The 25936-nt window shown below is 76.6% G+C and carries 25 protein-coding genes; 11 read left to right on the top strand and 14 right to left on the bottom strand.

Features of this window, described 5'->3' with window-relative positions; genetic code table 11:
• Positions 1 to 162: 162 nt before the first annotated feature.
• Positions 163 to 1131, bottom strand: coding sequence for an aldo/keto reductase (locus WA616_RS11795; RefSeq protein ID WP_336029995.1), 969 nt, complete (start codon positions 1129 to 1131; stop codon positions 163 to 165).
• Between the two features lie 28 nt (positions 1132 to 1159).
• On the opposite strand from WA616_RS11795, the gene WA616_RS11790 reads away from it, so the two are divergent.
• The gene (locus tag WA616_RS11790; RefSeq protein ID WP_336029993.1) at positions 1160 to 1963 is read left to right on the top strand and encodes a thioesterase family protein; all 804 of its coding nucleotides are present in this window, start codon (positions 1160 to 1162) and stop codon (positions 1961 to 1963) included.
• Here the strand turns inward: WA616_RS11790 and WA616_RS11785 are convergent.
• The 5 genes from WA616_RS11785 to WA616_RS11765 form a co-directional block, all read right to left on the bottom strand.
• Positions 1960 to 2679, bottom strand: a complete 720-nt coding sequence (locus WA616_RS11785) for a TetR/AcrR family transcriptional regulator (RefSeq protein WP_336029991.1) — start codon at positions 2677 to 2679, stop codon at positions 1960 to 1962. The two genes, WA616_RS11790 and WA616_RS11785, sit on opposite strands and share 4 nt — an antisense overlap.
• Positions 2595 to 3371: an ABC transporter permease gene (locus WA616_RS11780; RefSeq protein WP_245794254.1), complete on the bottom strand. Its 777-nt coding sequence runs from the start codon at positions 3369 to 3371 to the stop codon at positions 2595 to 2597. Before WA616_RS11780 ends, WA616_RS11785 begins: the two co-directional genes overlap by 85 nt.
• On the bottom strand, positions 3368 to 4090 hold the full coding sequence (locus tag WA616_RS11775) for an ABC transporter ATP-binding protein (protein WP_336029988.1): 723 nt from the start codon (positions 4088 to 4090) through the stop codon (positions 3368 to 3370). The genes WA616_RS11780 and WA616_RS11775 overlap by 4 nt, the downstream gene beginning before the upstream one ends.
• 68 nt (positions 4091 to 4158) lie before the next feature.
• Entirely contained in the window at positions 4159 to 5199 is a 1041-nt protein-coding gene (locus tag WA616_RS11770; protein WP_336029986.1) for an ABC transporter permease, read from the bottom strand.
• Positions 5200 to 6153, bottom strand: coding sequence for an NAD(P)/FAD-dependent oxidoreductase (locus WA616_RS11765; protein ID WP_336029984.1), 954 nt, complete (start codon positions 6151 to 6153; stop codon positions 5200 to 5202).
• A gap of 50 nt (positions 6154 to 6203) precedes the next feature.
• Between WA616_RS11765 and WA616_RS11760 the strand changes: the two genes are divergently transcribed.
• On the top strand, positions 6204 to 7004 hold the full coding sequence (locus tag WA616_RS11760; RefSeq protein WP_083628212.1) for a TrmH family RNA methyltransferase: 801 nt from the start codon (positions 6204 to 6206) through the stop codon (positions 7002 to 7004).
• A 4-nt stretch (positions 7005 to 7008) separates the two neighbouring features.
• On the opposite strand, the gene WA616_RS11755 is transcribed toward WA616_RS11760, so the two are convergent.
• Together WA616_RS11755 and sepH are read right to left on the bottom strand one after the other, a co-directional pair.
• The gene (locus WA616_RS11755; protein WP_336029979.1) at positions 7009 to 7482 is read right to left on the bottom strand and encodes a general stress protein; all 474 of its coding nucleotides are present in this window, start codon (positions 7480 to 7482) and stop codon (positions 7009 to 7011) included.
• 57 nt (positions 7483 to 7539) lie between these two features.
• Positions 7540 to 8412, bottom strand: a complete 873-nt coding sequence (gene sepH, locus WA616_RS11750; RefSeq protein ID WP_336029978.1) for a septation protein SepH — start codon at positions 8410 to 8412, stop codon at positions 7540 to 7542.
• 167 nt (positions 8413 to 8579) lie between these two features.
• Here sepH and WA616_RS11745 point away from each other — a divergent pair, with 167 nt between their 5' ends.
• On the top strand, positions 8580 to 9833 hold the full coding sequence (locus WA616_RS11745; RefSeq protein WP_083628214.1) for an osmoprotectant NAGGN system M42 family peptidase: 1254 nt from the start codon (positions 8580 to 8582) through the stop codon (positions 9831 to 9833).
• Positions 9834 to 9846: 13 nt separating this feature from the next.
• Here the strand turns inward: WA616_RS11745 and serC are convergent, their stop codons facing one another.
• Both serC and WA616_RS11735 read right to left on the bottom strand, forming a co-directional pair.
• Positions 9847 to 10962, bottom strand: a complete 1116-nt coding sequence (gene serC, locus WA616_RS11740; RefSeq protein ID WP_336029976.1) for a phosphoserine transaminase — start codon at positions 10960 to 10962, stop codon at positions 9847 to 9849.
• 98 nt (positions 10963 to 11060) lie between these two features.
• On the bottom strand, positions 11061 to 12191 hold the full coding sequence (locus WA616_RS11735; protein WP_073418477.1) for a citrate synthase 2: 1131 nt from the start codon (positions 12189 to 12191) through the stop codon (positions 11061 to 11063).
• Positions 12192 to 12353: 162 nt separating this feature from the next.
• Between WA616_RS11735 and pdxH the strand changes: the two genes are divergently transcribed.
• Together pdxH and WA616_RS11725 are read left to right on the top strand one after the other, a co-directional pair.
• A complete protein-coding gene (gene pdxH, locus WA616_RS11730) occupies positions 12354 to 13001 on the top strand; it encodes a pyridoxamine 5'-phosphate oxidase (RefSeq protein WP_139252795.1) in 648 nt (215 codons plus the stop codon).
• Positions 12998 to 14401 (top strand): MFS transporter, encoded by a 1404-nt coding sequence (locus WA616_RS11725; RefSeq protein ID WP_336029973.1) that lies wholly within the window; start codon positions 12998 to 13000, stop codon positions 14399 to 14401. Before pdxH ends, WA616_RS11725 begins: the two co-directional genes overlap by 4 nt.
• On the opposite strand, the gene WA616_RS11720 is transcribed toward WA616_RS11725, so the two are convergent.
• The gene (locus WA616_RS11720) at positions 14398 to 15093 is read right to left on the bottom strand and encodes a UdgX family uracil-DNA binding protein (RefSeq protein ID WP_442902002.1); all 696 of its coding nucleotides are present in this window, start codon (positions 15091 to 15093) and stop codon (positions 14398 to 14400) included. The two genes, WA616_RS11725 and WA616_RS11720, sit on opposite strands and share 4 nt — an antisense overlap.
• Before the next feature lie 68 nt (positions 15094 to 15161).
• On the opposite strand from WA616_RS11720, the gene WA616_RS11715 reads away from it, so the two are divergent.
• From WA616_RS11715 to WA616_RS11705, 3 genes are all read left to right on the top strand, one after another.
• The gene (locus tag WA616_RS11715; RefSeq protein ID WP_336029969.1) at positions 15162 to 16088 is read left to right on the top strand and encodes an ABC transporter ATP-binding protein; all 927 of its coding nucleotides are present in this window, start codon (positions 15162 to 15164) and stop codon (positions 16086 to 16088) included.
• Positions 16085 to 17293, top strand: coding sequence for an ABC transporter permease (locus WA616_RS11710; RefSeq protein WP_336029967.1), 1209 nt, complete (start codon positions 16085 to 16087; stop codon positions 17291 to 17293). Before WA616_RS11715 ends, WA616_RS11710 begins: the two co-directional genes overlap by 4 nt.
• Before the next feature lie 103 nt (positions 17294 to 17396).
• Complete coding sequence (locus tag WA616_RS11705; RefSeq protein ID WP_073418483.1) at positions 17397 to 18257, top strand: tetratricopeptide repeat protein; 861 nt, start codon at positions 17397 to 17399, stop codon at positions 18255 to 18257.
• Here WA616_RS11705 and WA616_RS11700 read toward each other — a convergent pair.
• Positions 18254 to 19165, bottom strand: coding sequence for an SMP-30/gluconolactonase/LRE family protein (locus WA616_RS11700; protein ID WP_336029965.1), 912 nt, complete (start codon positions 19163 to 19165; stop codon positions 18254 to 18256). The genes WA616_RS11705 and WA616_RS11700 overlap by 4 nt on opposite strands.
• 57 nt (positions 19166 to 19222) lie before the next feature.
• Between WA616_RS11700 and ppc the strand changes: the two genes are divergently transcribed.
• The gene (gene ppc, locus WA616_RS11695; protein ID WP_336029963.1) at positions 19223 to 22030 is read left to right on the top strand and encodes a phosphoenolpyruvate carboxylase; all 2808 of its coding nucleotides are present in this window, start codon (positions 19223 to 19225) and stop codon (positions 22028 to 22030) included.
• Here the strand turns inward: ppc and WA616_RS11690 are convergent.
• Positions 22027 to 22968 (bottom strand): glycosyltransferase, encoded by a 942-nt coding sequence (locus WA616_RS11690; protein ID WP_336029961.1) that lies wholly within the window; start codon positions 22966 to 22968, stop codon positions 22027 to 22029. The two genes, ppc and WA616_RS11690, sit on opposite strands and share 4 nt — an antisense overlap.
• Before the next feature lie 78 nt (positions 22969 to 23046).
• Here WA616_RS11690 and WA616_RS11685 point away from each other — a divergent pair, with 78 nt between their 5' ends.
• Positions 23047 to 24117, top strand: a complete 1071-nt coding sequence (locus WA616_RS11685; RefSeq protein WP_336029959.1) for an inositol monophosphatase family protein — start codon at positions 23047 to 23049, stop codon at positions 24115 to 24117.
• Here the strand turns inward: WA616_RS11685 and WA616_RS11680 are convergent.
• Positions 24114 to 25526, bottom strand: coding sequence for an FAD-dependent oxidoreductase (locus tag WA616_RS11680; RefSeq protein WP_336029957.1), 1413 nt, complete (start codon positions 25524 to 25526; stop codon positions 24114 to 24116). The genes WA616_RS11685 and WA616_RS11680 overlap by 4 nt on opposite strands.
• A gap of 84 nt (positions 25527 to 25610) precedes the next feature.
• Between WA616_RS11680 and WA616_RS11675 the strand changes: the two genes are divergently transcribed.
• Positions 25611 to 25919 carry a putative quinol monooxygenase gene (locus WA616_RS11675; protein WP_336029955.1) on the top strand — a complete coding sequence of 103 codons (309 nt, stop codon included), beginning with the start codon at positions 25611 to 25613 and terminating at the stop codon, positions 25917 to 25919.
• The last annotated feature ends 17 nt before the right edge of the window (positions 25920 to 25936 follow it).

Raw genomic sequence — 25936 nt, 5'->3', positions numbered from 1 at the left:
CGGCGAGCGGGCACCCCGTCGGCCGCTCGCGTCCCGGCGAGGGTCACAGCGCTGCGACGGGCGGCACATCCACGGCCGAGGGGGTCTCCCACCCCCAGTTCTGGGGGCCGGACGACGGCGCGTCGCGCTGGGTGGTGGAGCCGTCACCCGGCGTCCACCGCCTCACCACGCGTACTCCATCGGGGCGGCCCTGAAGCCGGGGAAGACCTCGTCGAGCCGGTCGAGCTGCGCCTGCTCCAGCGTCACGTCGAGTGCACCCAGCGACCCCTCGAGCTGGGCCATCGTGCGCGGCCCGACGATCGGCGCGGTCACGCCGTCCTGGTGCAGCAGCCAGGCCAGCGCGACGTCGGCCGGCGCGAGCCCCCACTCGCGGCAGGCGTCCTCGAACGCCTGCAGCGCGGGGCGGTGCACCTCGATCCGCTCCCGGTTGCGCTCCATCTGCCGGCGGGCGCCCTCCTGCTCGCCGAGCACGCCGGCCAGCAGGCCCTGCGCCAGCGGGCTCCACGGGATGACCCCGATGCCGTAGTGCCGGGCCGCCGGCAGCACCTCCAGCTCCACGTGCCGGGTGAGCAGGTTGTAGTGCGACTGCTCGCTGACCAGGCCGAGGAAGTGCCGTCGGGCGGCGGCCTCGTTGGCCGCGGCGAGCTGCCAGGCCGCGTGGTTCGACGAGCCGACGTAGAGCACCTTGCCCTGCGCCACGAGCGTCTCGCAGGCCTGCCAGATCTCCTCCCACGGCGTCGCGAGGTCCACGTGGTGGAACTGGTAGAGGTCGATCCAGTCGGTCTGCAGGCGGCGCAGCGACGCGTCGCAGGCCCGCACGACGTTCCGCGCGGACAGGAAGGTGTCGTTGGGCCAGTCGGACATCCCGCCGTACACCTTGGTGGCCAGCACGGTGCGCTCCCGGCGGCCCGCGCCCTGGGCGAACCAGGTGCCGATCACCTCCTCGGTGCGGCCCTTGCCGGCCTCGAAGCCGTAGACGTTGGCGGTGTCGAAGAAGTTGATCCCGGCCTCGTGCGCCCGGTCCATGACCGCGTGCGAGTCGGCCTCCTCGGTCTTCCACCCGAAGTTCATCGTGCCCAGGCAGAGCCGGGAGACCGACAGGCCGCTGCGTCCGAGGTGCGTGTACTCCACGTCCGAGCACCCTGGCACCCTGGCGGCCGTGCCGCAGAACGGGTCCGCCTTCGACCGCGCCACCGCCGTCACCCGCACCGAGGGCGGCGGCGTCCGCGCCGAGCTCGACCCGGCCTGGGACGTCGACCCCGGCGTCCTCAACGGCGGCTACCTGCTCGGCGTCGTGGCCCGCGCGGCGCTGCTCGACAGCCCGCACCCGCACCCGGTGGCGCTGTCGGCGAGCTACCTGCGCGCGACCCCGGGCGGCCCGGCCGACCTGACGGTCACCGCGGGGCCCGCCGGGCGCACGCTCGCCCACTCCTCGGTGCTGCTCAGCGCCGCGGGCGGGCCCTCGCTCGCCGTCCAGGTGACGACGGCGACCCTCGGCCGCGACGCCAGCGACTACTCGGTCAACCCGGTGCCCGAGGTGCCCGGGCCCGACGCGTGCGTGGCCACCCGGACCGCCGAGGGGGGTCCGGCGGTGGGGCTGGCCCGGCAGATCGACACCCGGCTGGACCCGGCGACGGCGGGCTGGACGGTGGGCCGGCCCTCCGACACCCGCCTGCTGCGGGCCTGGATCCGGCTGGCCGACGGCCGCGACCCCGACCCGCTGGCCCTCCTGCTGTTCGCCGACGCGCTGCCGCCCACCGCCTTCGCCGTCGGCCGGCCGGGCTGGGCGCCCACCGTGCAGCTGCAGGTGCTGGTCCGCGCGCTGCCCGCGCCGGGCTGGTGCCTGGTCGAGTCGCGCTCCACCGAGGTGACCGGCGGCTGGTCCGACGAGGAGTGCCGGATCTGGGACTCGGCCGGCCGGCTGGTCGCCCAGGCCCGCCAGCTCGCCCGCGTCGCCCGCTAGTCCCGCCTGGCCCGCTGGTCGCGCGGCCCGGGCAGGGCGACGTCGCCGGTGAGGTAGCGCTGCACGGTCGGCCCGACCGCCGCCACGAGCTCCTCGGCCGGCGCCGAGGCCAGCGGCTCCACGCGCAGCACGTAGCGGGCCATCACCACGCCGATCAGCTGCGACGCGGTCAGTGCGCCGCGGGCCTCCGCCTCGGCCGGCGGCAGGTCGAGGGTGCCGACCACCCGGCGCAGCACCTGCGAGACGAGGAACTCCCGCAGCAGCCGCGCGGTCCACTCGTTGCCGACCGCCGAGCGGACCAGCGCCAGCCCGGCCGGGCGGGCGGGGCCGTCCCAGACCCGCAGCAGCAGGCGGACGACGCTCTCGCCGAGCCGCTCGGGGCCGGCCTCGAGCACCTCGGGGAGGAGGGTCCCGGGGTCCACCGGGGCCTCGATCGCGGCGAGGAAGAGCTTGTCCTTGGTGCCGAAGTAGTGGTGCACCAGGGCGGGGTCGACGCCGGCCGCGGTGGCCACCGCACGGATCGACGTCGCGTCGAAGCCGCGCTCGGCGAAGGCCGCGCGGGCGGCGTCGAGGACCGCCGCCCGCGTGCCGGGGTTGCCCGGCCGCCGTCCGGTCGGGCGCCGCGCTGGGCTCAGCTGCTCCTCCTCCGCAGGGTCGCCGCCGCCAGGGCGAGGGCGAGGACCGCCGCGCCGGCCACCACGCCGACGTCGGTCCACATCGTGCCGGTCCCGGTGGACGACCGCCCGACCTCCTGCAGCGCCTCCACCGCGTAGGTCAGCGGCAGCACGTCGCTGACGGCCTGCAGCCAGCCGGCCATCTGCTCGCGGGGCACCAGCAGCCCGCAGAGGAAGAACTGCGGCAGGACGACGACCGGCATGAACTGCACGGCCTGGAACTCGCTGCGGGCGAAGGCGCTGGCCAGCAGCCCGAGCGCCACCCCGAGCAGGGCGTCGGCGACGGCGATGAGCACCACCAGCCACAGCGACCCGGCGACGTCGAGGTCGTACAGCGTCGTCGCCACGGTGACCGTGACGGCGGCCTGGACCGCGGCCGCCAGCCCGAACGCCGTGCCGTAGCCCAGCAGCAGGTCCAGCCGCGACAGCGGCGTCGTCAGCAGCCGCTCGAGCGTGCCCGACGTGCGTTCGCGCAGCATGGCGATGCTCGTCACCAGGAACATCACGACGAACGGGAAGACGCCGAGCATCGTCAGCCCGACCCGGTCGAACACCGTCGGCTGCCCGGGGAGCGCGGGCACGTCCCGCCAGAGCAGGTACAGCAGGCCGAGCAGCAGGCTCGGCAGCAGCACCATCATCGCGATCGTGCGGTGGTCGTGGCGCAGCTGCCGCAGCACCCGCCCGGTGGTGGCGGCGGTGAGCCGAGGGCTCAGGACGGCGGTCACGGTGCTCACGCCGCCACCTGCTCCCCGCGCCGCACGAGGGTCAGGAAGGCCTCCTCGAGGTCGGGCGTGCCGGCGTCCTCGCGCAGCTCCCCGGGGGTCACGTCGGCCAGCAGCGCGCCCTCGCGGAGCAGCAGCAGCCGGTCGCAGCGGCCGGCCTCGTCCATGACGTGGCTGGAGACCAGCAGCGTGGTGCCGGCCGCGGCCAGGGCGTGGAACCGGTCCCAGAGCTCCACCCGCAGCACCGGGTCCAGGCCCACGGTGGGCTCGTCGAGGACCAGCAGCTCGGGTTCGCCGACCAGCGCGCAGGCCAGCGACGCCCGGCCGCGCTGCCCGCCGGAGAGGTCGGCCACCAGCTGCCCGGCGGCGGCGGCCATCCCGACGGCGGCGAGCGCGTCGTCGGCCGCCGCGGCGCCCCGGCCGTACAGGGCGGCGAAGTGGCGGGCGTTCTCCCGGACGGTGAGGTCGGGGTAGACGCTCGGCGCCTGGGTGACGTAGCCGACCCGCGAGCGCAGGCCGGGGGAGCCGGCGGGCTCGCCGAGCACGGTGACCGTGCCCGAGCGGATCCGCTGCACGCCCACGAGCGCCCGCAGCAGCGTCGTCTTCCCGCTGCCGCTGGGGCCGAGCAGGCCGGTGACCCGGCCGGCGGGGACCGCGCAGGACAGCCCGGGCAGCACGCGGCGGTGCCCGCGGTCGACGACGAGGTCGGTGACGGTGACGGCGTCGGTCATGGGAGCCTCCCGAGGGCGAGAACTCAACGCCTGATGAACTCAACGCTAGGTGAGTTCTGCCGACGGGGTCAAGCGGTCCGCGCGCGGCGTCTCTGCACGGTGTCGGCGAGGGCCACCAGCACCAGCGGGACGACGCACCACAGGCCGAGCACCCAGACGGCGCGGCCGACGCCGTCCCCGTCGAGGTAGGCCAGCCCGCGCAGTGCCCGCACCGCGACACCCGGCGGCAGCACCGACGCCAGCGGCTCCAGCCAGCCGGGCAGGTACTGCGCCGGGAGGCTGCCGGTGCTGGTGGCCGCCCCGAGGGTGAGCAGGACCGCGGTGGCCACGAACGTGCCGGCGCCACCCAGCAGTCGCAGCGCGAGCGCGGCCGCGGACCCGCAGGCCAGCGCCAGGAGGGCGACGATCCCGGCCACCGGCCAGAAGCCGGCGGGGAGGGCGGGGAAGACCGGTCCCGACAGCAGCGCGCCCAGGAGCCCCGCCGCCGCGGCGAACAGGACGGCGCTGAGCAGGCGCAGCCGCAGGCGGAGCTTCGGCGCGACCTGGTAGCTGGTGATGCCGAAGAGGAACCCGCCGAGCACCACGCCGAACGCGGTGTGGTCGATCGCCCGGCCCCGCCGGTCGCCGTCGGCCAGGGGCGCGACGTCGGTGACCGCCGGCTGTCCGCCGGCCCGCTCGGCGACCACCGGCCCCAGGACCTCGGTGAGGTCCTGCGTCACCGGCTGCCCGTGCGCCCCGGCCACGAGCAGCCGCGGCGGGCCGTCGAGCACCAGCGCGGCGACGACGTCCCCCGAGGTCACCGCCCGCTCGGCGGCCGCGGCGTCCGGGACGCCGGTCAGCGCCAGCGCACCCGGGCGCGACTCCTCGACCCCCGCCCGGACGTCGTCGACGACGTCCGCCGGCCCGGTGACGGCGACGGGGAGGTCGTGCGGCTCCGCGGCGGGGAAGGCGGCCAGGTAGACGACGACGAGCAGCAGGCCCACGGCCACGGCCACGACCGCCGGGAGGCCGATGCCGCGCAGTCCGGCCCTGGCGGCGGAGCCGTCGGAGCGCTCCTGCTCGGCGCGCTGGTCGGCCGGTCCGGGCGGCGGGGCGAGTCCGGCCGGCACTCAGGCCCGGCCCAGCGCGGTGCCCAGCAGGTGCCCGGAGGTCCAGGCGCTCTCCACCTTCGACGGCGCCCGCCAGCCGTCGCCGCACGCCCCGACCCCGTCGGTCAGGCCGTAGGGCTCCTCCCGCGGCGCGGTCGGCTTCGCGTACGTCCAGCGGTGCACGTGCGTCCACGCCGGCGGCGCGTCGATGCCCAGCGCCCGGCACACCGCCGTGGTCACCTCGGGCACCGCGCGGGCGGGGTCGTCCAGGTGCGCGGCGGCGGTGCCCGGCGTCGTGTGGGCGACCAGCACCGGGGCGCCGTCGCCGCGCCGGTCGCCGTCGTCGGCGACCCACTCGACCACCGGGTCGTCGTGGACGAAGGCGCCGTGCAGGTCGGCCGGCCAGCGCCGCCCGGGCCAGCCGAGCGCGACGGCGAGGGTGGGCTGCCAGCCGTGCGCCTCCTCGTCCCCGAGGAGCCGGCCCGCGAGGTCGGCGGGCAGCAGGCGGCGGGCCTGCGGGTCGGGCAGGGCCAGCACGACGGCGGGCACCTCCTCGCCGTCGACCCGCGGGCCCGGCACCACCCGCTCGACGGCGTGCTCCTGCGCGACGTCGAGGCCCTCGGCGAGGTCGGCGACGAGCGAGCGCAGCCCGCCGGGGGCGGCGTAGCGGACCGGGCCGCTGCGGGTCTCGCGGATCCCGCCGGGCCCGGCCACGGCGAACGTGTCCGTCCACGGCCGGGCGAGCCCGCGGTCCACCCACCCGTCGACGACGGCGGCGAACGGCGAGCCGTGGGAGGCGGTCAGGTAGCTGGCGCCGAGGTCGGTCGCCCGACCCTCCAGCGTCCGCGACGCCATCCGGCCGCCGGGCCGGCGCCCGCGGTCGACCACGCGCACCGGCCTCCCCGCGTCCGCGAGCGCCCGGGCGCAGGCCACGCCGGCGATGCCGGCTCCGACGACGACGGTCTCGTTGCGCACCACTGGATCCTGCGGGGCGCACCGCTGCGGCGCTCGGGGAGGATGCCCCCGTGGCCGAGCCGATCCCCGACGTCGCCGACGAGCGGGTCGCCGACTTCCGCGACCTGCACGCCGGCGACCGGCCGGCCGGCCGGGAGCGCGGCACCGGCCCGGTGATCGTGGAGGGCGTGCCCGCGGTGCAGCGGCTGCTGGCCTCGCCGTACCGGGTCCGCGCGGTGCTCGGCGTCCCCGGGCGGCTGGCCGAGCTGGACCTGCCGCCGGGCGTGCCGGCCTACGAGATGGACAAGTGGGCGCTGTCGGAGCTCATCGGCTTCCGGCTCACCCGCGGGGTGCTGGCCTCGGCCGACCGGCGCCCGCCGGCCGACCTGGACGCGCTGCTGGCCGGGCCCGACCCGGCCGCGCCCCGGCGGCTCGCGGTGCTCGAGGCGCTCAACGACGCGGAGAACCTCGGCTCGATCGCCCGCTCGGCGGTCGCCCTCGGCGTCGACGGGCTGCTGCTCGACCCCCGCTGCGCCGACCCGCTGTACCGCCGGTCGGTGCGGGTGTCGATGGGGCACGTGCTCGCGCTGCCCTTCGCCGTCCTGCCCGACTGGCCCGGGGGGCTCGCGCGGCTGCACGACGCCGGCTACCTCACCGTGGCGCTGACCCCGGCCGCCGACGCCGTCGACCTCGGCGACGTCGACCCGCGGGCGCACCCCCGCACCGCCGTCCTGCTCGGCGCCGAGGGCCCGGGGCTCACCCCGGAGGCGCAGGCGGCGGCGCGGGTGCGCGCGCGGATCCCGATGCGGGCGGGCGTGGACTCCCTCGGCGTCGCCGCGGCCGCCGCCGTCGCGTTCGCGACGCTGCGCTAGGCGCTCAGTTCCGCAGCGACCAGCGGGCGAGGATCACGCGGGCGTCCTCGGCGCGCGCGGGGTCGCACATGACGTCGTACCGGCTCGCGGTCACCTGCGAGACGCTGGTGAAGTCGCGCTGGCCGCGGGTGGCGGCGTAGCCCACGGCGGCGAACAGCGCGCCGAAGACGAGACCGATGAGCAGGCCGGTGAGCACCGAGCTGATCCAGCTCGTGCCGCTCGGCGCGAAGATCCCCAGCAGCAGGCCGACGAACAGACCCCACCAGGCGCCGCTGGCCGCGCCGGCCGCGAGCGCGCGGCCCCAGGTGAGCCGGCCGGTGACCCGCTCCACCATCTTGAGGTCCGAGCCGATGATCGTGACGTTCTCGACCGGGAACTTCTCGTCGGACAGGTGGTCCACCGCCGCCTGCGCCTGCTGGTAGCTGTCGTAGGACCCGACCTGGACGCCCCCGAGGGGCATGGACACCGACATCGACATGTCCGGTGGGTACCCGGGCCGGTCGGTCGGACACGTCCGGTCGGTCACAGCCGCAGGTCAGCGGTTGCGGCGGACCCCGAAGACGATGTCCTCCCAGGCCGGGACGCGGGCCCGCGGGTCCTCGTCCTCGCCGTCGGTCTCGCCGGTGCGCAGGACCACCGTGTCGTGCTCGGCGATCTCGTCGTCGGTGAGCGGCACGGCGTCGGTGCGCCGCTCGGCGGCCGGCGCGGCGACGGGCGCGGGCGGCTCCTCGGCCGCGGGGGCCGGCGTCCGCTCGGGGACGGCGGCGCTGCGGTGCACCGGCATGATCGGCCGCTCGGCCGGGACGCCGGGGACGACGCGCACCAGGCGGGTGCCCTCGGCGAAGTCGCGGGTGCCCTGGTCGGCCGGGGTGACGGTGCGCGCCGGGACGTCGTAGACCCAGAGCGTGGTGCCCTCCTTGGCGCCGGCGCGCCAGGCGGCGGTGACCACCCAGGTGCCGTCCTCGGCGCGCGCGGCGTCCCACCGGACCGCGTCGAGGTCGGCGCCGAGCAGCCGCAGCCGCTCGGCCATGAACTGCTGCAGCGGGGCGCCGGGGATGCCCTCGGACAGCCGCACCCGCGCCTCGCGGGCCTGCTCGGCCAGCCGCGAGCGCTCCTGCAGCACGGTGTGGGCGAAGCGCATGATCCGCTCGACCCGGGTGCCGGAGGACGCCGCGACCTGCTCCGGGGTCTCGCCGGCGCGGATGCGGGACTGGATGACCCGGGGGGAGAGCCCGCCGTCGGCCTCGATCTGGCCCAGCCGGCGGGTGTCGCCGCGGGCCGCGGCGCGTAGCCGGTCGTCGACCGGGAGCTCGAAGCGCTCGCCGTCGTCGGTGCCGTCGGCGCCCTCGGCGGCGAGCACGAGGCTGCGGCCGTCCTCGGACAGGCCCACGAGACGCAGGGAGCGCACGGCGGACCTCCTCGGACGACACGGACGGACCCGGTGACACTCCGGGCCTGGGGCGAGGCTATCCGCGCGAGCGCCCGCGCGGGTGCAGGCGGTCCGGCGTGGCGGGCGCCGCCCGGCCCTCCCCGCCCCCCGGTCCGGCCGCCGCGCCGCCCCTAGACTCGGCTCCCATGCTGACCGGTCCCCGCGACGACGCCGGCCTCGTCCGCGACGAGTCCGCACCCGACGCCGAGCCCGACGCGCGCTTCCTCCCCTCGCCGGTCGACGCGGGCCAGAAGCGCCTGCCGATCGACATGGACTACGTGCAGCGCGTGATGATGGAGCTGCTCACGATCCCGAGCCCGTCGGGGCGCACCGACCACGTCATGCAGGTCATCGGCGGCGAGCTGCGGGCCCTCGGCCTGGACTTCGAGGTGACCCGCCGCGGCGCGCTGATCGCGGAGCTGCCCAGCCGGGCGCCCGGCGCCGACCGCACCGTGGTCGTGCACGCCGACACGATCGGCTGCATGGTCAGCCAGCTCAAGGACAACGGCCGGCTCGCCATCGTCCCGGTGGGCACGCACAGCGCCCGCTTCGCCGAGGGCGCACGGGTGACGATCTTCAGCGACGACGTCTCCGGCGACTACTGGCACACCGGCACGATCCTGCCGATCAAGGCCAGCGGGCACCGCTACGGCGACGAGGTCGACGAGCAGGGCGTGGGCTGGGACTTCGTCGAGGTCCGCGTCGACGAGGTGGTGCACAGCCGCGCCGACCTCGAGCGCCGCGGCATCCAGGTCGGCGACTTCGTGGCCATCGACGCCCAGCCGGTGATCACCAGCGGCGGGTTCGTCAACTCCCGGCACCTCGACGACAAGGCCGGCATCGCCGCCGCGCTCGGCGCCTTCAAGGCGATCGTCGACCACGGCGTCGAGGTCCCGGTCACCGCGCACCTGCTGGTCACCATCGCCGAGGAGGTGGGCCTCGGGGCCAGCCACGGCCTCGACGCCGACGTCGCCGAGCTGGTGAGCATCGACACCTCGGTGGTCGCGCCCGGCCAGTCGTCCTCGGAGCAGTGCGTCAACATCGCGATGCAGGACTCCACCGGGCCGTTCGACTACCACCTCACCCGGCACCTCATCGACCTGTGCCGCGTGCACGACGTCCCGCACCGCCGCGACGTCTACAAGTACTACCGCTCCGACGCCGCCTCCGCGCTGGAGGCCGGCGCCAACACCCGCGCCGCGCTGATCGGCTTCGGCATCGACGGCAGCCACGGCAACGAGCGCACCCACCTCGACGGCATCCGCAGCACCGCGGAGCTGGTCGCGCTCTACCTGCAGACCGACCTCACGTTCCGCAGCTGGGACCGCACGCCGACCGGCGACCTGCGCGACTTCCCGAGCACGGCGGTGCAGCCCGCCGACGGCGAGCAGGCCAGGTGACCCTGCCGGTCGACTAGAGCCGCTCGACGACGAAGTCGACGCAGGCGGTCAGCGCGCTGACGTCGTCGGGGTCGACGGCGGGGAACATGCCGACCCGCAGCTGGTTGCGGCCGAGCTTGCGGTAGGGCTCGACGTCGACGACGCCGTTGGCCCGCAGCGTCCTGGCCACGGCCGCGGCGTCGACGGACCCGTCGAGGTCGACCGTGCCGACGACGAGGCTGCGGTGCGCGGGGTCGGCGACGAACGGGGTGGCGTACGCCGACGCCTCCGCCCAGCCGTAGAGCCGCCCGGAGGACTCCCGGCTGCGCGCGACGGCGCCGTCGAGGCCGCCCAGGCCCAGCATCCAGCGCACCTGGTCGGCGAGCAGGAACAGCGTGGCCACGGCCGGGGTGTTGTAGGTCTGGTCCTTGGCGCTGTTGTCGACGGCGGTCGCGAGGTCGAGGAAGCCGGGGATCCAGCGGCCGGAGGCCTTGATCTCCGCGACCCGGGCCAGCGCGGCCGGGCTCATCAGCGCGATCCAGAGGCCGCCGTCGGAGGCGAAGGACTTCTGCGGCGCGAAGTAGTAGACGTCGGCCTGGGAGACGTCGACCGGCAGGCCGCCGGCGCCGCTGGTGGCGTCGACCAGCACGAGCGCGTCGTCGTCGGCACCGGCCGGGCGGACCACCGGCGCCATGACGCCCGTGGACGTCTCGTTGTGCGCCCACCCGTAGGCGTCGACGCCGGGCTGCCCCTCCGGCAGGGCGAGCGAGCCGGGCGCCGCCGCCGCCACCACCGGCTCCTCCAGGAACGGCGCCTCGGCGATCGCTGCGGCGAACTTGGCGGAGAACTCGCCGTAGGTGCCGTGGGCGCTGCGCCGGCGGACCAGGCCGAAGGTGGCGACGTCCCAGAACGCCGTCGATCCGCCGTTGCCGAGCACGACCTGGTACCCCTCGGGGAGGGAGAACAGCTCGCCGAGACCCTCCCGCACCTGCGCGACCAGGTCCTTCACCGGCGCCTGGCGGTGGGATGTGCCCATGAGCCCGGCGCCGTCGGAGGCCAGCGCCTGCAGCGCCTCGGGGCGCACCTTCGACGGGCCGCAGCCGAACCGGCCGTCGGCGGGGAGCAGGTCGGCGGGGATCTCGATGGTCATGCCGGGTGCCTCTCGGGCTCGGAGGGGGACCGACGGCGACGGCCCGGGCCCGCACACAGCGGACCCGGGCCGTCGTCAGCCGGGAGTGGTGCCTGGTGTCAGGCGGGCGCGGCGGCGTCGACGGCCTTGACCTGGATGGTGTCGAAGCCCTCGACCTCCTCCGGCTTGCGTGCCGCGGGCCCGACGTAGCGGGCCGACGGGCGCACGAGGCGGCCGGTCTGCTTCTGCTCCAGGATGTGCGCGCACCAGCCGGCGGTGCGGGCACAGGTGAACATCGAGGTGAACATGTGGCTCGGGACCTCGGCGAAGTCGAGGACGATGGCCGCCCAGAACTCGACGTTGGTCTCGACCGGGCGGTCGGGGCGCCGCTCGCGCAGCTCCTTGAGCGCGGCCTGCTCGAGGGCCAGGGCGGCGTCGAAGCGCGGGGCGCCGAGCTCCCGGGCGGCCTTGCGCAGCGTGCGGGCGCGGGGGTCCTCGGCCCGGTAGACCCGGTGCCCGAAGCCCATCAGGCGCTCCTTGCGGTCCAGCAGGTCCTTCACGTACTTCTCCGCGTCGCCGCTCTTCTCGACCTCGTCGAGCATGTGCAGCACGCGGGAGGGGGCGCCGCCGTGCAGCGGGCCCGACATCGCGCCGATCGCGCCGGACATGGCGGCCGCGACGTCGGCGCCGGTGGAGGCGATGACGCGCGCGGTGAAGGTGGAGGCGTTCATGCCGTGCTCGGCGGCCGACGTCCAGTAGGCGTCGACGGCGGCGACGTGGGCCGGGTCGGGCTCCCCGCGCCAGCGGACCATGAAGCGCTCGACGATCGTCTTGGCCTCGTCGACGCGGCTCTGCGGCACGGCCGGCGTGCCGATGCCGCGGGCGGACTGCGCGACGTAGGACAGCGCCATGACCGCGGCGCGGGCCAGCTGGTCGCGGGCCTCCTCGTCGGAGATGTCCAGCAGCGGGCGGTAGCCCCAGAACGGGGCGAGCATCGCGAGCGCGGCCTGCACGTCGACGCGGACGTCGCCGCTGTGCACCGGGATCGGGAACGGCTCGGCCGGGGGCAGGCCGGGGCCGAACTTCCCGTCGACCAGCAGCGCCCAGACGTTGCCGAAGGTGATCTTGCCGACCAGGTCCTCGATGTCGACCCCGCGGTAGCGGAGCGAGCCGCCGTCCTTGTCGGGCTCGGCGATCGTGGTCTCGAAGGCGATGACGCCCTCGAGGCCGGGTACGAAGTCGTCGGCCATCTCGCATGCTCCTCTGCGCGCGCGGACCTCGTGCCCGCACGTTCCGCGGCGCACGACTGCACCGCGACACTAGGCCCAGCAGCCGCCCGCCCTCCACGCGGGGCTGCCGCCCAGCGGGAGCCGCCCGGAGCCGTGCGGCCCGGGCGGTGTCAGCATGGCGGGGTGGCCGACCTCTCCCGCATGCGCAGGGACTACGACCGTCCGGGGCTGCGCGAGGAGGACCTCGCGCCCACCTGGCTCGAGCAGTTCGACCGGTGGTTCCGCGACGTCGTCGCCGCCGAGGTCCCCGACCCCAACGCCGTCGTGGTGGCCACCGCCGACGCCGACGGCGCCCCCGACGCCCGCATCGTGCTGCTCAAGGGCTACGACGAGGCCGGCTTCGTCTTCGGCACCAGTTACGCCTCCACCAAGGGCGCCCAGATCGCGGCCAACCCGCGCGCCGCGCTGGTCTTCCCCTGGCACGCGCTGCAGCGCCAGGTGCGGGTGACCGGCCGCATCGAGCGGATCGGGGACGCCGCCTCCGACGACCTGTGGGACCCCCGCCCGCGCGAGGCGCAGCTGGCCGCCGTCGCCTCGGTGCAGTCGACGGTCGTCGACTCCCGCGACGAGCTCGAGTCCCGCGTGCGGCTGCTCGACGAGGAGACGACGACGGAGAAGGTGCCGCGGCCGCCGACGTGGGGCGGCTACCGGGTGGTGCCCGAGCACGTCGAGTTCTGGCAGGGCGGCCCCGGCCGGCTGCACGACCGGCTGCGCTTCGTGCGCGACGACGAGGAGGGCGGCGGCTGGGTGCTCCAGCGGCTCGCTCCATGACGAAGGACCCCGCTGCCCCCCACCCCTCGCAGGCTCGGGGCGGGCCCCTGCAGCAGGGCCGTTCCAGCACGTCACCATCGGGGGACGAGCTGCCCGTCGACCCGGTCGAGCCGGGGAAGGTCGCCGAGCCCGTGCCGGTGCCGGCCCGGCGGTCGTCGCGGAGCTGGACGATCGACACCAGCCCGCTGCGCAACCCCGGCTACCGGCGGCTGTTCTGGGGCCTGACCACCACGATGGTCGGCCAGCAGATGACGCTGGTCGCCGTCCCCGTGCAGGTCTACGCGCTCACCCGCGACTCGCTGCTGGTCGGCGTGACCTCGATCGTGTCGCTGGTGCCGCTGGTCGTCTTCGGCCTGCTCGGCGGCGCGATCGCCGACGCCATGGACCGGCGGAAGCTGATGCTGGTCACCGGCGTCGGGTCCGCGGTGACCAGCGCGCTGCTGGCGCTCCAGGCGCTGCTGCCCGGCGGCGGGAACCTCTGGCTGCTCTGGGTGCTCGTGGCCGCGGTGTCCGGGTTCACCGCCGTCAACCAGCCCGCCCGCAGCGCCGTCATCCCCGCGCTCGTCGGCCCGGAGGGCGTCGCCGCGGCCAACGCGCTGGCGATGACCGTGCGGCAGGTCGGCGTCATCGTCGGCCCGCTCGCGGCCGGCCTGCTCATCGGCCTGGGCGACCTGTTCCTCGCCTACGTCGTCGACGCGGTCACGCTGCTGGTCGCGGCTCTGCTGATCCGCGGGCTGCCGCCGCTGCCCCCGGCCGGCGTGGCCGGGCCGCTGCGGCTGGGCGCCGCGCTGCGCGGGGTGGGGGAGGGCTTCGGCTTCCTGCGCACCCAGCCGGTGCTGCTCATGACGTTCGTCGTCGACGTCATCGCCATGTTCTTCGCCTGGCCGCAGGCGGTGTTCCCCGAGCTGGCCGAGGGCCGCTTCGCCGGGTCCGCCAACGCCTACGGCTGGCTGTTCGCCGGCATCTCCATCGGCGCGCTGCTCATGGGGCTCACCTCGGGCTGGGTGTCCCGGGTCGACCGGCAGGGCGCGGTGGTGCTCGCCGCGATCGTCGTGTGGGGCGTGGCGATCGTCGGCTTCGGGCTGGCGCCGTCGCTGTGGCTGGCGGTGCTCTGCCTCGCCGTGGCGGGAGCCGGCGACATGGTCAGCGCGGTGCTGCGCTCGTCGATGCTGCAGACCGCCGCGCCCGACGAGATGCGCGGCCGCATGCAGGGCGTCTTCATCGTCGTGGTGGCCTGCGGGCCGCGGCTGGGCGACCTGCGGGCCGGCGCGATGGCCAGCGCGGCGGGCGTGAGCGTCGCGATGGTGTCCGGCGGGATCGTCACCGTGGTGGCGATGGTCGTCGTCGCGCTCGCGGTGCCCTCGTTCCTGCACTTCCGGGCGTCGCGCGCCGTCCGCTAGGCCAGCGCGCCGGCCACCACCCGCAGGTCGGCGACGAGCGCGTCGAAGGCGGCCGCGCGGGCCTCCTCGGGGGTGCGCAGGATCGCCGAGGGGTGCGCGGTCGCCAGCATCCACGTCTGCGCAGGCGCCTCCTCGTCGGCCTCGTCGTCGCCGGCCTCGGCCGCCGCCACCCCGGGCGGCGTCCACGGCATGAGCTTCCCGCGCTCCTTGGTGATCCGGAACGACGGCGAGATGAGCGCCTTGGCCGCCGTCGCGCCGAGGCAGACGACGACCTCGGGCTTGAGCACCTCGAACTCCGCCTCCAGCCACGGCCGGCAGGCGCGGATGTGCTCGGCGCCGGGCGACTGGTGGATGCGCCGCTTGCCGGTCGGGGTGAAGCGGAAGTGCTTGACGGCGTTGGTGACGTAGGCGTCGCGGCGCTCGATGCCGGCGTCGGCCAGCGCGCGGTCGAGCAGCCGCCCGGCCGGGCCGACGAACGGCTCGCCCTTCCGGTCCTCCTGGTCGCCGGGCTGCTCGCCGACGAACACGATCCGCGCGGTCTCCGGGCCCTCCCCGAACACCGTCTGGGTGGCGGGCTCCCACAGCTCGCAGGCCCGGCAGCCGGCCGCGGCGCCGCGCAGGCCCTCCAGCCCGACGCCCGACGGTGGGCTCGCGGGCACGTTCTCCTGGCTCATGGACCGATGACACCCCAGGTCAGCGGGGGCCGCGAGGCGGGACCGATAGCGTCGGGGCGCACGGGGGACCAGCGGACGGAGGGGCAGTGCTCGAGTTCGACGGGCTCCACAAGAGCTACGGGGACAACCGCGTGCTGGAGGGCGTCGGCTTCACCGTCGCCCCCGGCTCGATGTTCGGCTTCTGCGGGTCCAACGGGGCCGGCAAGACGACGACGATGCGCATCGCGATGGGCCTGGCCCGGGCCGAGGCCGGCGAGGTCCGCTGGCGCGGCCGGCCGCTGGACGAGGCCATGCGGCGGCGCATCGGCTACATGCCGGAGGAGCGCGGCCTCTACCCGAAGATGCGGGTCGGCGAGCAGCTCACCTACTTCGCCCGGCTGCACGGCATGGGCGGCGCCGACGCGGCCCGCGCGGCCGGGGAGTGGGCCGGCCGGCTGGGCCTCGGCGACCGCCGGGACGACCCGGTGGAGAAGCTGTCGCTGGGCAACCAGCAGCGCGTCCAGCTCGCCGCCGCGCTGGTCAGCCGGCCCGAGGTGCTGATCCTCGACGAGCCGTTCTCCGGCCTCGACCCGGTCGGCGTCGACGCCCTGGCCGAGGCGCTGCTCGAGCAGTGCCGCGCCGGCGTGCCGGTCGTCTTCTCCAGCCACCAGCTCGACCTCGTCGAGCGGCTGTGCGACTCCGTCGGCATCCTCGCCCGCGGCCGCATGGTCGCCACCGGCACCGTCGAGGAGCTGCGCCGCCGCGAGGCCGGCCGGGTGCTGCGGGTCGTGGTGCCCGACGCCGCGCCCGGCTGGGCCGCGGGCGTCCCGGGCGTGCGGGTGGTCTCGGAGTCCCGGGGCGACACCCTGCTGGAGCTCGCCGGCGGCACCGACGACCAGGCCGTGCTCGCCGCCGCGCTGCGCACCGGCCGGGTCACCCACTTCGCCTGGCGGGAGGCCACGCTCGTCGAGCTGTTCCGCGAGGCCGTCGCCGACCCGGCGCAGCAGGCCGCCCGCGAGCAGGTCGCCGCGTGAGCGCGCCGCAGGTCACCGGGCAGCCCACCTCGCCGCTGTCCAGCGGGCAGCTCGTCCGGCTCGTCGCCGCCCGCGAGATCTCCACCCGCATCCGCGACAAGACGTTCATCGCCAGCTCCGTGCTGATGGTCGTGCTGATCCTCGGCGTCCTGGTCTTCCAGGTCGTCGTCAACTCCGGGTCCGACACCCGCCGCGTCGGCGTCGCCGGTGGGGACGCCCAGCTGGGTGCCGCCCTCGAGGCGCAGGCGGAGGCCCTCGACCTCGACGTCGAGGTGGTCGACGTCGACGACGACGCCGCCGCGCGCACCGCCGTCGAGGACGAGGAGGTCGACGCCGCCGTCCTCGGCACCGGCGGCAGCGCGCCCGAGCTCGTCCTGCGCGAGCCCGACAGCACCCTGGAGGCGCTGGTCTCCGGCGCGGTCTCCGCCGTCTCCCTGGGGCAGGTGCTCAGCGAGGCCGGCGTCGACCCCGCCGACCTGCCGCAGGTCACCGTCACCACCCTCGACGGCGACTCCGCGGCCGACACCCAGCGCACCGTGGTCGCCGTCGTCGGCGTGGTCGTGCTCTACAGCCTGCTGATCCTGTTCGCCCAGTTCGTCGCGCAGGGCGTGGTCGAGGAGAAGGCCAGCCGGGTGGTCGAGCTGCTGCTGGCCACGATGCGGCCGTGGCAGCTGCTGGCCGGGAAGATCCTCGGCCTCGGCGTGCTCGGCCTCGGGCAGATCGCGGTCATCGCGGCCATCGGCATCACCGGCGCGCTGGCGTTCGACGTCGTCGACCTGCCCGGCGAGCTCGTCGGCACGGTGCTGTGGCTCCTGTTCTGGTTCGTGCTCGGCTACGCGCTCTTCGCCTCGCTGTTCGCCGTCGCCGCCTCGCTGGTCAGCCGCCAGGAGGACCTCGGCAGCGTGCTCACCCCGGCGTCGCTGGTGCTGGTCGCGGGCTTCATCGTCGCCGTCCAGGCGGCGGGCGACCCCGACGGCACGCTGGCGACGGTGACCTCCTACGTGCCGGGTCTGTCGCCCATGGTCATGCCGGTGCGCCAGGCCGCGGGCGAGGTGGCGCCGTGGGAGGTCGGCGTGGCCGTCGTCCTCATGCTCGTGGCGATCGCGCTGGTGGTCCGGCTCGGCGGGCGGGTGTACTCCGGCGCCCTGCTGCGCACCGGCGGGAAGACCAAGCTGCGGGAGGCGCTGCGGGCCCGCGAGGGCTGAGCCGGGGCGGGGGACACCCGCGCGGCGGAGCGCCGGACACGTTGGGGTGACCTCACCCCGACGGAGGGCGTGCGCGCAGGTCGGGGCGGACATGATCGCTGCCATGACGGAGGACCTGGACGCGCGCCTCTGGCGGCTGCAGGCCTCCGAGGACGCCGACGAGCTCATCGAGCTGGGCTGCGACCTCGCCGAGGCCGGCCGGCAGACCGACGCCGAGTGGTGCTTCCGCCGCGCGGCCTCGCTCGGCGACGTCACCGGCTACTACGACCTGGGCAACAGCCTGGCCGCGCAGGAGCGGTGGTCGGAGGCCGTGGACGCCTACGAGGTCGCGCTGGCCGGCGGCGAGTCCGACGCCTGGCGCAACCTCGGGCTGGTGCTCGAGCAGCTCGGCGACCTGGCCGGCGCCATGGCCGCCTACCGCGGCGCGGCGGCGGCCGGCGACACCGAGGGCGGGCTGCAGCTGGCGTTCCTGCTGCGGGAGCAGGGGGAGCGCGAGCAGGCGCTCGAGGTCGCGCGGGGCCTCGCGGCCGCGGGCGACGACGAGGCCGACGCCGTCGCCGCCTGCTGGGAGTGGTGCGCCACCCTCGACCCGGCGCTGGAGGACCGGCTGCGGGCCGGCGCCGCGCACTTCGCCGCCGCCCGCGCCGACCTCGCCGCGCTGCTGCTGCAGACCGGCCGCGCCGCCGAGGCCCGCTCGGTGCTCGAGCGCGGCGCCAAGCTCGGCGAGCAGGTGGCCTGGCTGCCGCTGGGCAACCTCTACCGCGAGCAGCTGGGCGACGACGAGGCCGCCGAGGAGGCGTACCGCGCCGGCATCCAGGCCGGTGACTCCTACTGCCACCACAACCTCGGCGTGCTGCTGGCCGACCGCGGCGACATCGCCGGCGCGGCCGAGGAGTTCGAGCGCGGCGCCGCCGCCGGCGACCAGCTCGCCGCGGCCGCGCTCAAGCTGCTCCAGGAGAGCTAGACCGCCTCGCGGATGCCGGCCAGCGGGCCGCGGTAGGGGTCGGCCGGCGGGCCGGTGACGCCCGGCCGCACGGTGAACAGCCGCCCCGCCCCGTCCTCGTCCTCCTCGCCGTGCGCGGTGCTGACGACCAGCAGGTCGCGGCCGGGACCGGCGAACGCGCAGCTGGAGGTGTGCGCGACGCCGACCTCGACGACGGCCAGCAGGTCGCCGTCGGGGGACCAGCGGCGCACCTGGCCGCCGCCCCACATCGCCGTCCAGAGGCAGCCGTCGTCGTCGACGGTCAGCCCGTCGGCCACGCCGTCGACGCCGCCGGTCTCCAGCAGCACCCGCCCGGCGGAGAACGTGCCGGCGTCCGCGTCGTAGGCGAAGGCGTGCACCAGACCCGGGCCGGAGTCGGACAGGTAGACGGTGCGGCCGTCGGGCGACCAGCCGAGCCCGTTGGAGACGGTGAGCCCGTCGAGGACGGGAGCCACGGTCCCGTCGAGGTCGAGCCGGTAGAGGCTGCCCGCGCCCGGCCGCTGGTCGAACGCCATCGTGCCGGCGAAGAAGCGGCCCGCCCGGTCGCAGGCGCCGTCGTTCATGCGGGTGCCGCCGGCCTCCTCGCTGCCGCCCTCGCGGGCCAGGTCGACCAGCACCCGGGCGGTGCCGTCCCCGTCCACGTGGGTGAACCCGCCGCCGGCCGCGGCCACCCAGCCGCCCGCCGTCGCGGGCGCGGCCACCCCGACGGTGTCGCCGGCGCGGAACGAGCCGGCGTCGCGCAGGCCGCCGTCCTCGCCGACCGCGCCGCGGCGGACCACCCCGGCGGAGATGTCGACCCAGAGCAGCTCGCCGCGGTCGGCGTCCCAGACGGGACCCTCCCCGTGACCGGCGGGAGCGGGGGCGGCGGGCGTGGCGCGGAGGGTCTGCACGGGCGGCCAGGTGCCCGCGACACAGGCGCGTCACACGGACCCCGGATACTGCGCTGCATGTCGGAAGCAACCGTCGACGTCGCCGACCTCCGCCTGCCCGGGCGCGACCCGGAGGGCGACGGCCGTGCCGACGACGCCCCGCTGCGCGACGACATCCGCCTGCTCGGCCGCGTGCTCGGGGAGGTGATCCGCGAGCAGACCGGCAACGACGTGCTCGACCTGGTCGAGTCCACGCGCGTGCAGGCGTTCGCGGTGCGCCGCTCCGAGGCCGACCGCGCGGGCCTCGCCGCCCGCATGGGCGACCTCGACGTCCGCGCGGCCAACCACGTCATCCGCGCCTTCAGCCACTTCTCGCTGCTGGCCAACCTCGCCGAGGACCTGCACCACGAGCGCCGCCGCCGGCACCACCGCCGCGCCGGGTCGCCGCCGCAGCCGGGCAGCCTCGCGGCCACCTTCGCCACGCTCGACCGGGCGGGCCTCGACCCCGACGCCGTCGCCCGCGAGCTCGCCGGGGCGCTGGTGGTCCCGGTGGTCACCGCGCACCCCACCGAGGTCCGCCGGCGCACGATCTCGCTGGTGCAGAAGCAGGTCACCGAGCTCATCCGCGAGCGCGACCGGACGGCACCCGGCGAGGTCGACGAGCAGGCGTGGTCGGCCGAGCTGGAGCGGGCGGTGCTCACCCTCTGGCAGACGGCGCTGCTGCGGCTGTCGCGGCTGCGGCTGACCGACGAGATCGACGAGGCGCTGCGCTACTACGACCTGTCGCTGTTCCGCGTGGTCCCCGAGATCAACGCCGAGCTGCGCCGCCAGCTCGGGTCGCGCTGGCCCGGCAGCGGGCTGCCCACGCAGCCGGTGCTGCAGCCGGGCTCCTGGATCGGCGGCGACCGCGACGGCAACCCGTTCGTCACCGCCGACGCCGTCCGCCGGGCCAGCACCCGGCACGCCGAGACCGCGCTGGCCCACCACCTCGACGAGCTGGTCGAGCTGCGCAGCGAGCTGTCGATGTCCGACCGGCTGGTCACCCCGACGGCGGAGCTGTCGCACCTGGCCGAGGCCTCCCGCGACGACTCGCCGTTCCGCGCCGACGAGCCCTACCGGCGGGCGCTGACCGGCGTGCACGCCCGGCTCGCGGCCACCGCGCGGCGGGTGCTCGGCCGGGTGCCCGGCGACGCGCCGCACGCGGAGCTCGAGCCGTACACCTCCCCGGACGAGCTGCTCGCCGACCTCGCCGTCGTCGACGCCTCGCTGCGCACCCACGGCGCCGGCGCGCTGGCCGACGACCGGCTGGCCCGGCTGCGCGACGCCGTCGAGGTGTTCGGCTTCCACCTCGCCGGCCTGGACATGCGGCAGAACTCCTCCGTCCACGAGGAGGTCCTCGCCGAGCTGCTCGCCTGGGCCGGGGTGTGCCCCGACTACGCCTCCCTCGACGAGGCGGCGCGGGTGGAGCTGCTGGCCGGCGAGCTGCGCATGCGGCGGCCGCTCGTGCGCCCGGGCGCGCAGCTGTCCGACCTCGCGCGCGGCGAGCTCGACCTGCTGGTGGCCGCCGCCGAGCAGGTCGAGAAGCTCGGCCCGCGGGCGATCCCGAACTACGTGATCAGCATGTGCGAGTCGGTGAGCGACGTCCTCGAGGTCGCCGTCCTGCTCAAGGAGGTCGGCCTGCTCGACCCCGACGGCGAGGACGGCCCGACCTGCCCGGTCGGCATCTCGCCGCTGTTCGAGACGATCGCCGACCTGCAGGGCGCCGGCGAGACGATGACCGCCGTCCTCGCCCAGCCGCTGTACCGGGCGCTGGTCGCCTCCCGCGGCGACGCGCAGGAGGTCATGCTCGGCTACTCCGACAGCAACAAGGACGGCGGCTACCTGGCCGCCAACTGGGCGCTGTACCGGGCCGAGCTGACGCTGGTGGACGTGGCGCGGCGCGAGGGCATCCGGCTGCGGCTGTTCCACGGCCGCGGCGGCACCGTCGGCCGCGGCGGCGGGCCCAGCTACGAGGCGATCCGGGCGCAGCCGCCCGGCGCGGTCGCCGGCGCCCTGCGGATCACCGAGCAGGGCGAGGTCATCGCGGCCAAGTACGGCGAGCCCGACCTCGCCCGCCGCAACCTCGAGGCGCTCGTGGCCGCCACCCTGGAGGCCACGCTGCTCGACGTCGAGGGGCTGGGCGACGACGCCGAGGACGCCTACGCGCTGCTCGACGACCTCGCCGCCCGCGCGCAGGACGCCTACCGGGCGCTGGTGCACGAGACGCCGGGCTTCGTGGAGTGGTTCCGCGCCGCGACGCCGATCCGCGAGCTGGCCGAGCTCAACATCGGCAGCCGCCCGCCGTCGCGCAAGGCCGGCGACCGGATCGCCGACCTGCGCGCGATCCCGTGGGTGTTCAGCTGGTCGCAGGCGCGGATCATGCTGCCCGGCTGGTACGGCACCGGCTCGGCGCTGGAGTCGTGGATCGACGGCGACCCGCAGCGCCTGGCCCGGCTGCAGGACCTGCACCGCCGGTGGCCGTTCCTGCGCACGATCCTGTCGAACATGGGGATGGTGCTGGCCAAGACCGACCTCGACCTCGCCGCCCGCTACGCCGAGCTGGTGCCCGACGAGGAGCTGCGGGCGCGGGTGTTCGACCAGATCACCGCCGAGCACGAGCGCACCTGCCGGGTGCTGCTGGCCGTCACCGGCGACGACCACCTGCTGGCCGACAATCCGTCGCTGGCCCGCTCGATCCGCAACCGGTTCCCCTACCTGGAGCCGCTGCACCACCTGCAGGTGGAGATGCTGCGCCGCCGCCGGACCGGCGACGACGACGAGCTGGTGCGCCGCAACATCCAGCTGACGATCAACGGGATCGCGACGGCGCTCCGGAACTCCGGCTAGAGGGCGGTCACCGGGAGCCGCTCGCGCTCCACCCACGCCGCCAGCCGGTCGCCGTCCCACGGGCGGCGCCGGCGGGCGGCGGCGAGCGCGAGCCCCCGCGGCAGCTCGAGCAGGGCCAGCGCGATGCCGGCCGCGCCGGGCAGGTCGCCGTCGCGGAGGTGGGCGAGCACGGCGCGGGGGCGGCGGGCGAGGAAGGCCGCCGTCTCCCGCACCGGCCGCCGCGCGTGCTGCGGGAGGAGCACCTGCGTCGTGCGGGCGTAGTGCCACTCGCGCAGGAACACCCCGCGGGCGCTGCGGCCGCCCTTGCCGTGCCGGAAGACGGTGTCGGGCACCCGCAGCAGCAGGTGCCCGGCCGCGCGCAGCCGCCAGGAGGCGTCGCGGTCCTCGTTGTAGAAGAAGTAGGCCGGGTCGAAGCCGCCGGCGGCGAGGAACTCCGCGCGCCGGACGAGCAGCGCGGTGCCGGGCAGGTCGCCGGCGGGGAACGGCGGGCCGGGCGGCTCGTCGGCCTCGCCGGGGCCGTGTACCGCCGGCGCGGCCCAGACCGCGCGGGGCTCGGCGTCGAGCACCTCGGCGAGCCGGCGCAGCATGCCGGGGTCGGGCTCGCCGTCGGAGTTGACCAGCGCCACGTAGCGGCCGCGGCAGGCGTCGAGCGCGAGGTCCATGGCGCGGGCGAAGCCGAGGTTGCGCGGCGCGGTCAGCACCCGCCGGTCGGCGTCCGGGTAGCGGGCCAGCTCCGCGCGGGCCGCGGCCGACGTGGCCGGCGACGGGGCGTTCTCCACCAGCAGCGCGCGCCCGCGCCAGCCCGGGCCGGTGGCCGCCGCGACGGCGGCGTGGTGGCGGGCGAGCAGGGCGGGGTCCTCGCGGTGCGCGAGGAGGACCAGGTCGACGTCGTCGAGGCCGGTGCGGGCGGGCACGGACGAGGGCACGGACGAGGGCACGGGTGCGGACACCTGCGCGCCCTACCCCGCCCGGTGGCCTACCTTGCCGGGGAGGGCGGACGGCGAGGCGGGGGGACCGTGACGGGAACGGGGACCATGCGGGTCGCGGCGTCCGGGGCCGACCTGCACGCCGCGGCACGGCTGCTCGGCGTCGCGCCCGCCGCGCTGGCCCCCGAGCTGCTCGACCCCGGCGCCCGGCTCCTCGTCGGCGACGACGCCGCCGCGCACCTGCGCCGCCGCTGGACCGACGAGGGCACCACCGAGGCGGTCGTCGTCCACCGGTCCACCCACGTCACCGACCGGGCCGCGCTGCTCGCCGTCGCCTCCGCCTGGGGCTGCGCGACGGTGCGCGACGCCGGCACCGGCCGGGTGCTCGAGGTGCCGCCGCCCGCGGCGGACGCCCCGCTGACCGCGCGCTTCGCCCACCTCGCCGCCCTGGCCGCCACCCGGGTGGAGGTGGCCGTGGCGCTGGCCCGCGACACCGGCCGCGACCACCGCAAGGACGACGGCAGCTGGTCGATCGCCGCCGACGACGCCGCGCACGACGCCGCGGTGGAGGTGCTGCGCCCGCTCGGCGTGCCGGTGCTGTCGGAGGAGCGGCCCGACCCGTCGGTGCGCGGCGACCAGCCGTGGATCGTGCTCGACCCGCTCGACGGCACCGGCAACTTCCGCGCGGGCCTGCCGCCGTGGGCGTTCTCCGCGGCGCTGGTGCACGACGGCGAGCCGGTGGCCGGGCTGGTGGTCGACCTGTCGTCGGGGCGCCGCTGGGCGGGTGGCCGCAACGCCGGCGCGCAGCGGGACGGGGCGCCGGCGTCCGTGCGCGAGGGCAGCACGGTCGTCGCGCCGTCGGGCCGGGTGGTGCGGGTGCCGGCCACCGCCTGGCGGGTGCGGGTCACCGGCTGCACCGCCGTCGACCTGTGCCTGGTGGCCGACGGCTCGGCCGGCGCCTGGCACGACCTCGACCGCAGCGGCACGCACGTGCACGACGTTGCGGGGGGCCTGGCCGTGCTGGCCGGGGCCGGCGGGGTGGCGCTGACGCCCGAGGGCGGGCCGCTGCGGCTGGCGCCGGACACCGAGACGCTCATCCGGTTCGTCGCCGCGGCCTCCGAGACCGGGGCCCGCGACCTGATCGCCGCGGTGGGGAGCTAGGCGGTCGGAGCCGCGGCGCGCGCCGCCGCACGGGCGGCCGCGAGCAGGGCCTCCCGCTCGTGCATCGTGGTGCGGGCGCGGCCGCGGGTGGCGCCGAGCGCCACCTCGGCGGCGTCGATGGCCCGCCAGTCCTCGAGCAGCACCGGCTCCGCGCCGCGGGCGCGCAGCGTCTGCACCAGGTCGTCGCGGTCGCCGCCGGGGGCGATGACGCCGGCGTCCGCGTCGGCCAGCAGGGACGCGACGGTCTCCCGCGCGTCGTGCTTGTTGGTGCCGACGACGCCGCTCGGCCCGCGCTTGATCCAGCCGGCCACGTACTCGCCGGCCGACGCGCCGCCGTCGCGCAGCACCCGCCCGTCCTCGTTCGGGACGGTGCCGCTGCGCGGGTCGACCGGCAGGCCCGGCAGCCCCTCGCCGCGGTAGCCGACCGAGCGGACGACGAGGTCGGCCGGCACCACCTCGTGCTCGCCGGTGCCCACCGCGCGGCCCTCGCCGTCGACGGCGGTCCGCTCGACCTCCACGCCGGTGACCCGGTCGGCGCCGAGCAGCCGCACCGGCCGCCGGTAGAAGCGCAGCCGCAGCCGGACGCGGTCGTCGGCGGGCTCGTGGCCGGCCCACTCGCGCAGCACGGCGAGGTTGCGGGAGGCGTTGCGGTCGCCGGCCAGGCGCTCCTCGGCGGCGGGGTCCAGCTCGAGGTCGGCCGGGTCGACCAGCACGGTGGCCCGGTCCAGCCCGTCCAGCTCGCGCAGCTCCATCGTGGTGAAGCTGGCGTTGGCCGGGCCGCGGCGGCCGAGCACGGTGACCTCCTCGACCGGCGTCGCGGCCAGCACGTCGAGCACGTGCTGCGGCATGTCGGTGGGCTCGAGCTCCTGCGGGGCGCGGGCGAGCACGCGGGCGACGTCGAGGGCGACGTTGCCGACGCCGACCACCACCGCGCGCCGGACGCCGGCCAGCGCGGCCTCCACGCGGGCCCGGTCGGCGTCGGGGTGGCCGCAGTACCAGGCGACGAGGTCGGTGGCGGCGAGGCTGCCGGGCAGGTCCTCGCCGTCGACGGCCAGCGGCCGGTCCAGCGCGGCCCCGTAGGTGTAGACGACGGCGTCGACGTGGCGGCGGAGGTCCTCCAGCGTGATGTCGGTGCCCACCTCGACGTTGCCGACGAAGCGGACGCCGGGGTGGTCCAGCGCGCGGTGCAGGGTGTCGCGGATCGCGCGCATCTTCGGGTGGTCGGGGGCGATGCCGTGCCGGACCAGGCCGAACGGGGTGGGCAGGCGGTCGAGCAGGTCGACGGTCACCGGGACCGGCGCGCGGCGGGTGAGCGCCTCGGCGGTGTAGATGCCGGCGGGACCGGCGCCGACCACCGCCACCCGCAGCGGCCGCTCGCTGCCCGGGGCAGGGGATCCGTCGTCGGCCACGACTGGCATCCTGGCCCCGCCGGGTCGCCGTGCGCCAGATCACCGTCCCGGCGAGCCCACCGACCAGAGCAGAGGGGACCGCCCGTGTCCGTCGTCGTCGTCGCCACCATCAGCCCGAAGCCCGAGCACGCCGACGAGGTCCGCCAGGCGGTGCTCGAGACGGTGCCGCGGGTGCACGAGGAGCCGGGCTGCGAGCGCTACGCCCTGCACGAGGGCCGCGGGCAGTTGGTGATGGTGGAGCAGTGGGAGAGCCCCGAGGCGCTCGCCACGCACGGCAAGGCCGAGGCGCTCACCGACCTCTCGAAGCGCCTCGACGGCAAGCTCACCGAGCCGCCGGCCGTCACGGTGCTCGCCGCCGTCCCCGCCGGCGACCCCGCCAAGGGCGCCCTCTGACCTGAGCCGCCGCCGGT

It is taken from the genome of Geodermatophilus sp. FMUSA9-8, from assembly GCF_037034165.1.
Taxonomy (GTDB): domain Bacteria; phylum Actinomycetota; class Actinomycetes; order Mycobacteriales; family Geodermatophilaceae; genus Geodermatophilus; species Geodermatophilus nigrescens.
Note: the sequence above shows the minus strand (reverse complement) of the source record. Positions and strands in the feature narration are given on the sequence as shown.

What these genes read in the sequence shown, in the direction of transcription:
- WA616_RS11775 (WP_336029988.1), bottom strand. Translation starts at nt 4,090, where the DNA reads ATGACCGACGCCGTCACCGTCACCGACCTCGTCGTCGACCGCGGGCAC.
- WA616_RS11755 (WP_336029979.1), bottom strand. Translation starts at nt 7,482, where the DNA reads ATGTCGATGTCGGTGTCCATGCCCCTCGGGGGCGTCCAGGTCGGGTCC.
- WA616_RS11745 (WP_083628214.1), top strand. Translation starts at nt 8,580, where the DNA reads ATGCTGACCGGTCCCCGCGACGACGCCGGCCTCGTCCGCGACGAGTCC.
- serC (WP_336029976.1), bottom strand. Translation starts at nt 10,962, where the DNA reads ATGACCATCGAGATCCCCGCCGACCTGCTCCCCGCCGACGGCCGGTTC.
- WA616_RS11735 (WP_073418477.1), bottom strand. Translation starts at nt 12,191, where the DNA reads ATGGCCGACGACTTCGTACCCGGCCTCGAGGGCGTCATCGCCTTCGAG.
- WA616_RS11725 (WP_336029973.1), top strand. Translation starts at nt 12,998, where the DNA reads ATGACGAAGGACCCCGCTGCCCCCCACCCCTCGCAGGCTCGGGGCGGG.
- WA616_RS11705 (WP_073418483.1), top strand. Translation starts at nt 17,397, where the DNA reads ATGACGGAGGACCTGGACGCGCGCCTCTGGCGGCTGCAGGCCTCCGAG.
- ppc (WP_336029963.1), top strand. Translation starts at nt 19,223, where the DNA reads ATGTCGGAAGCAACCGTCGACGTCGCCGACCTCCGCCTGCCCGGGCGC.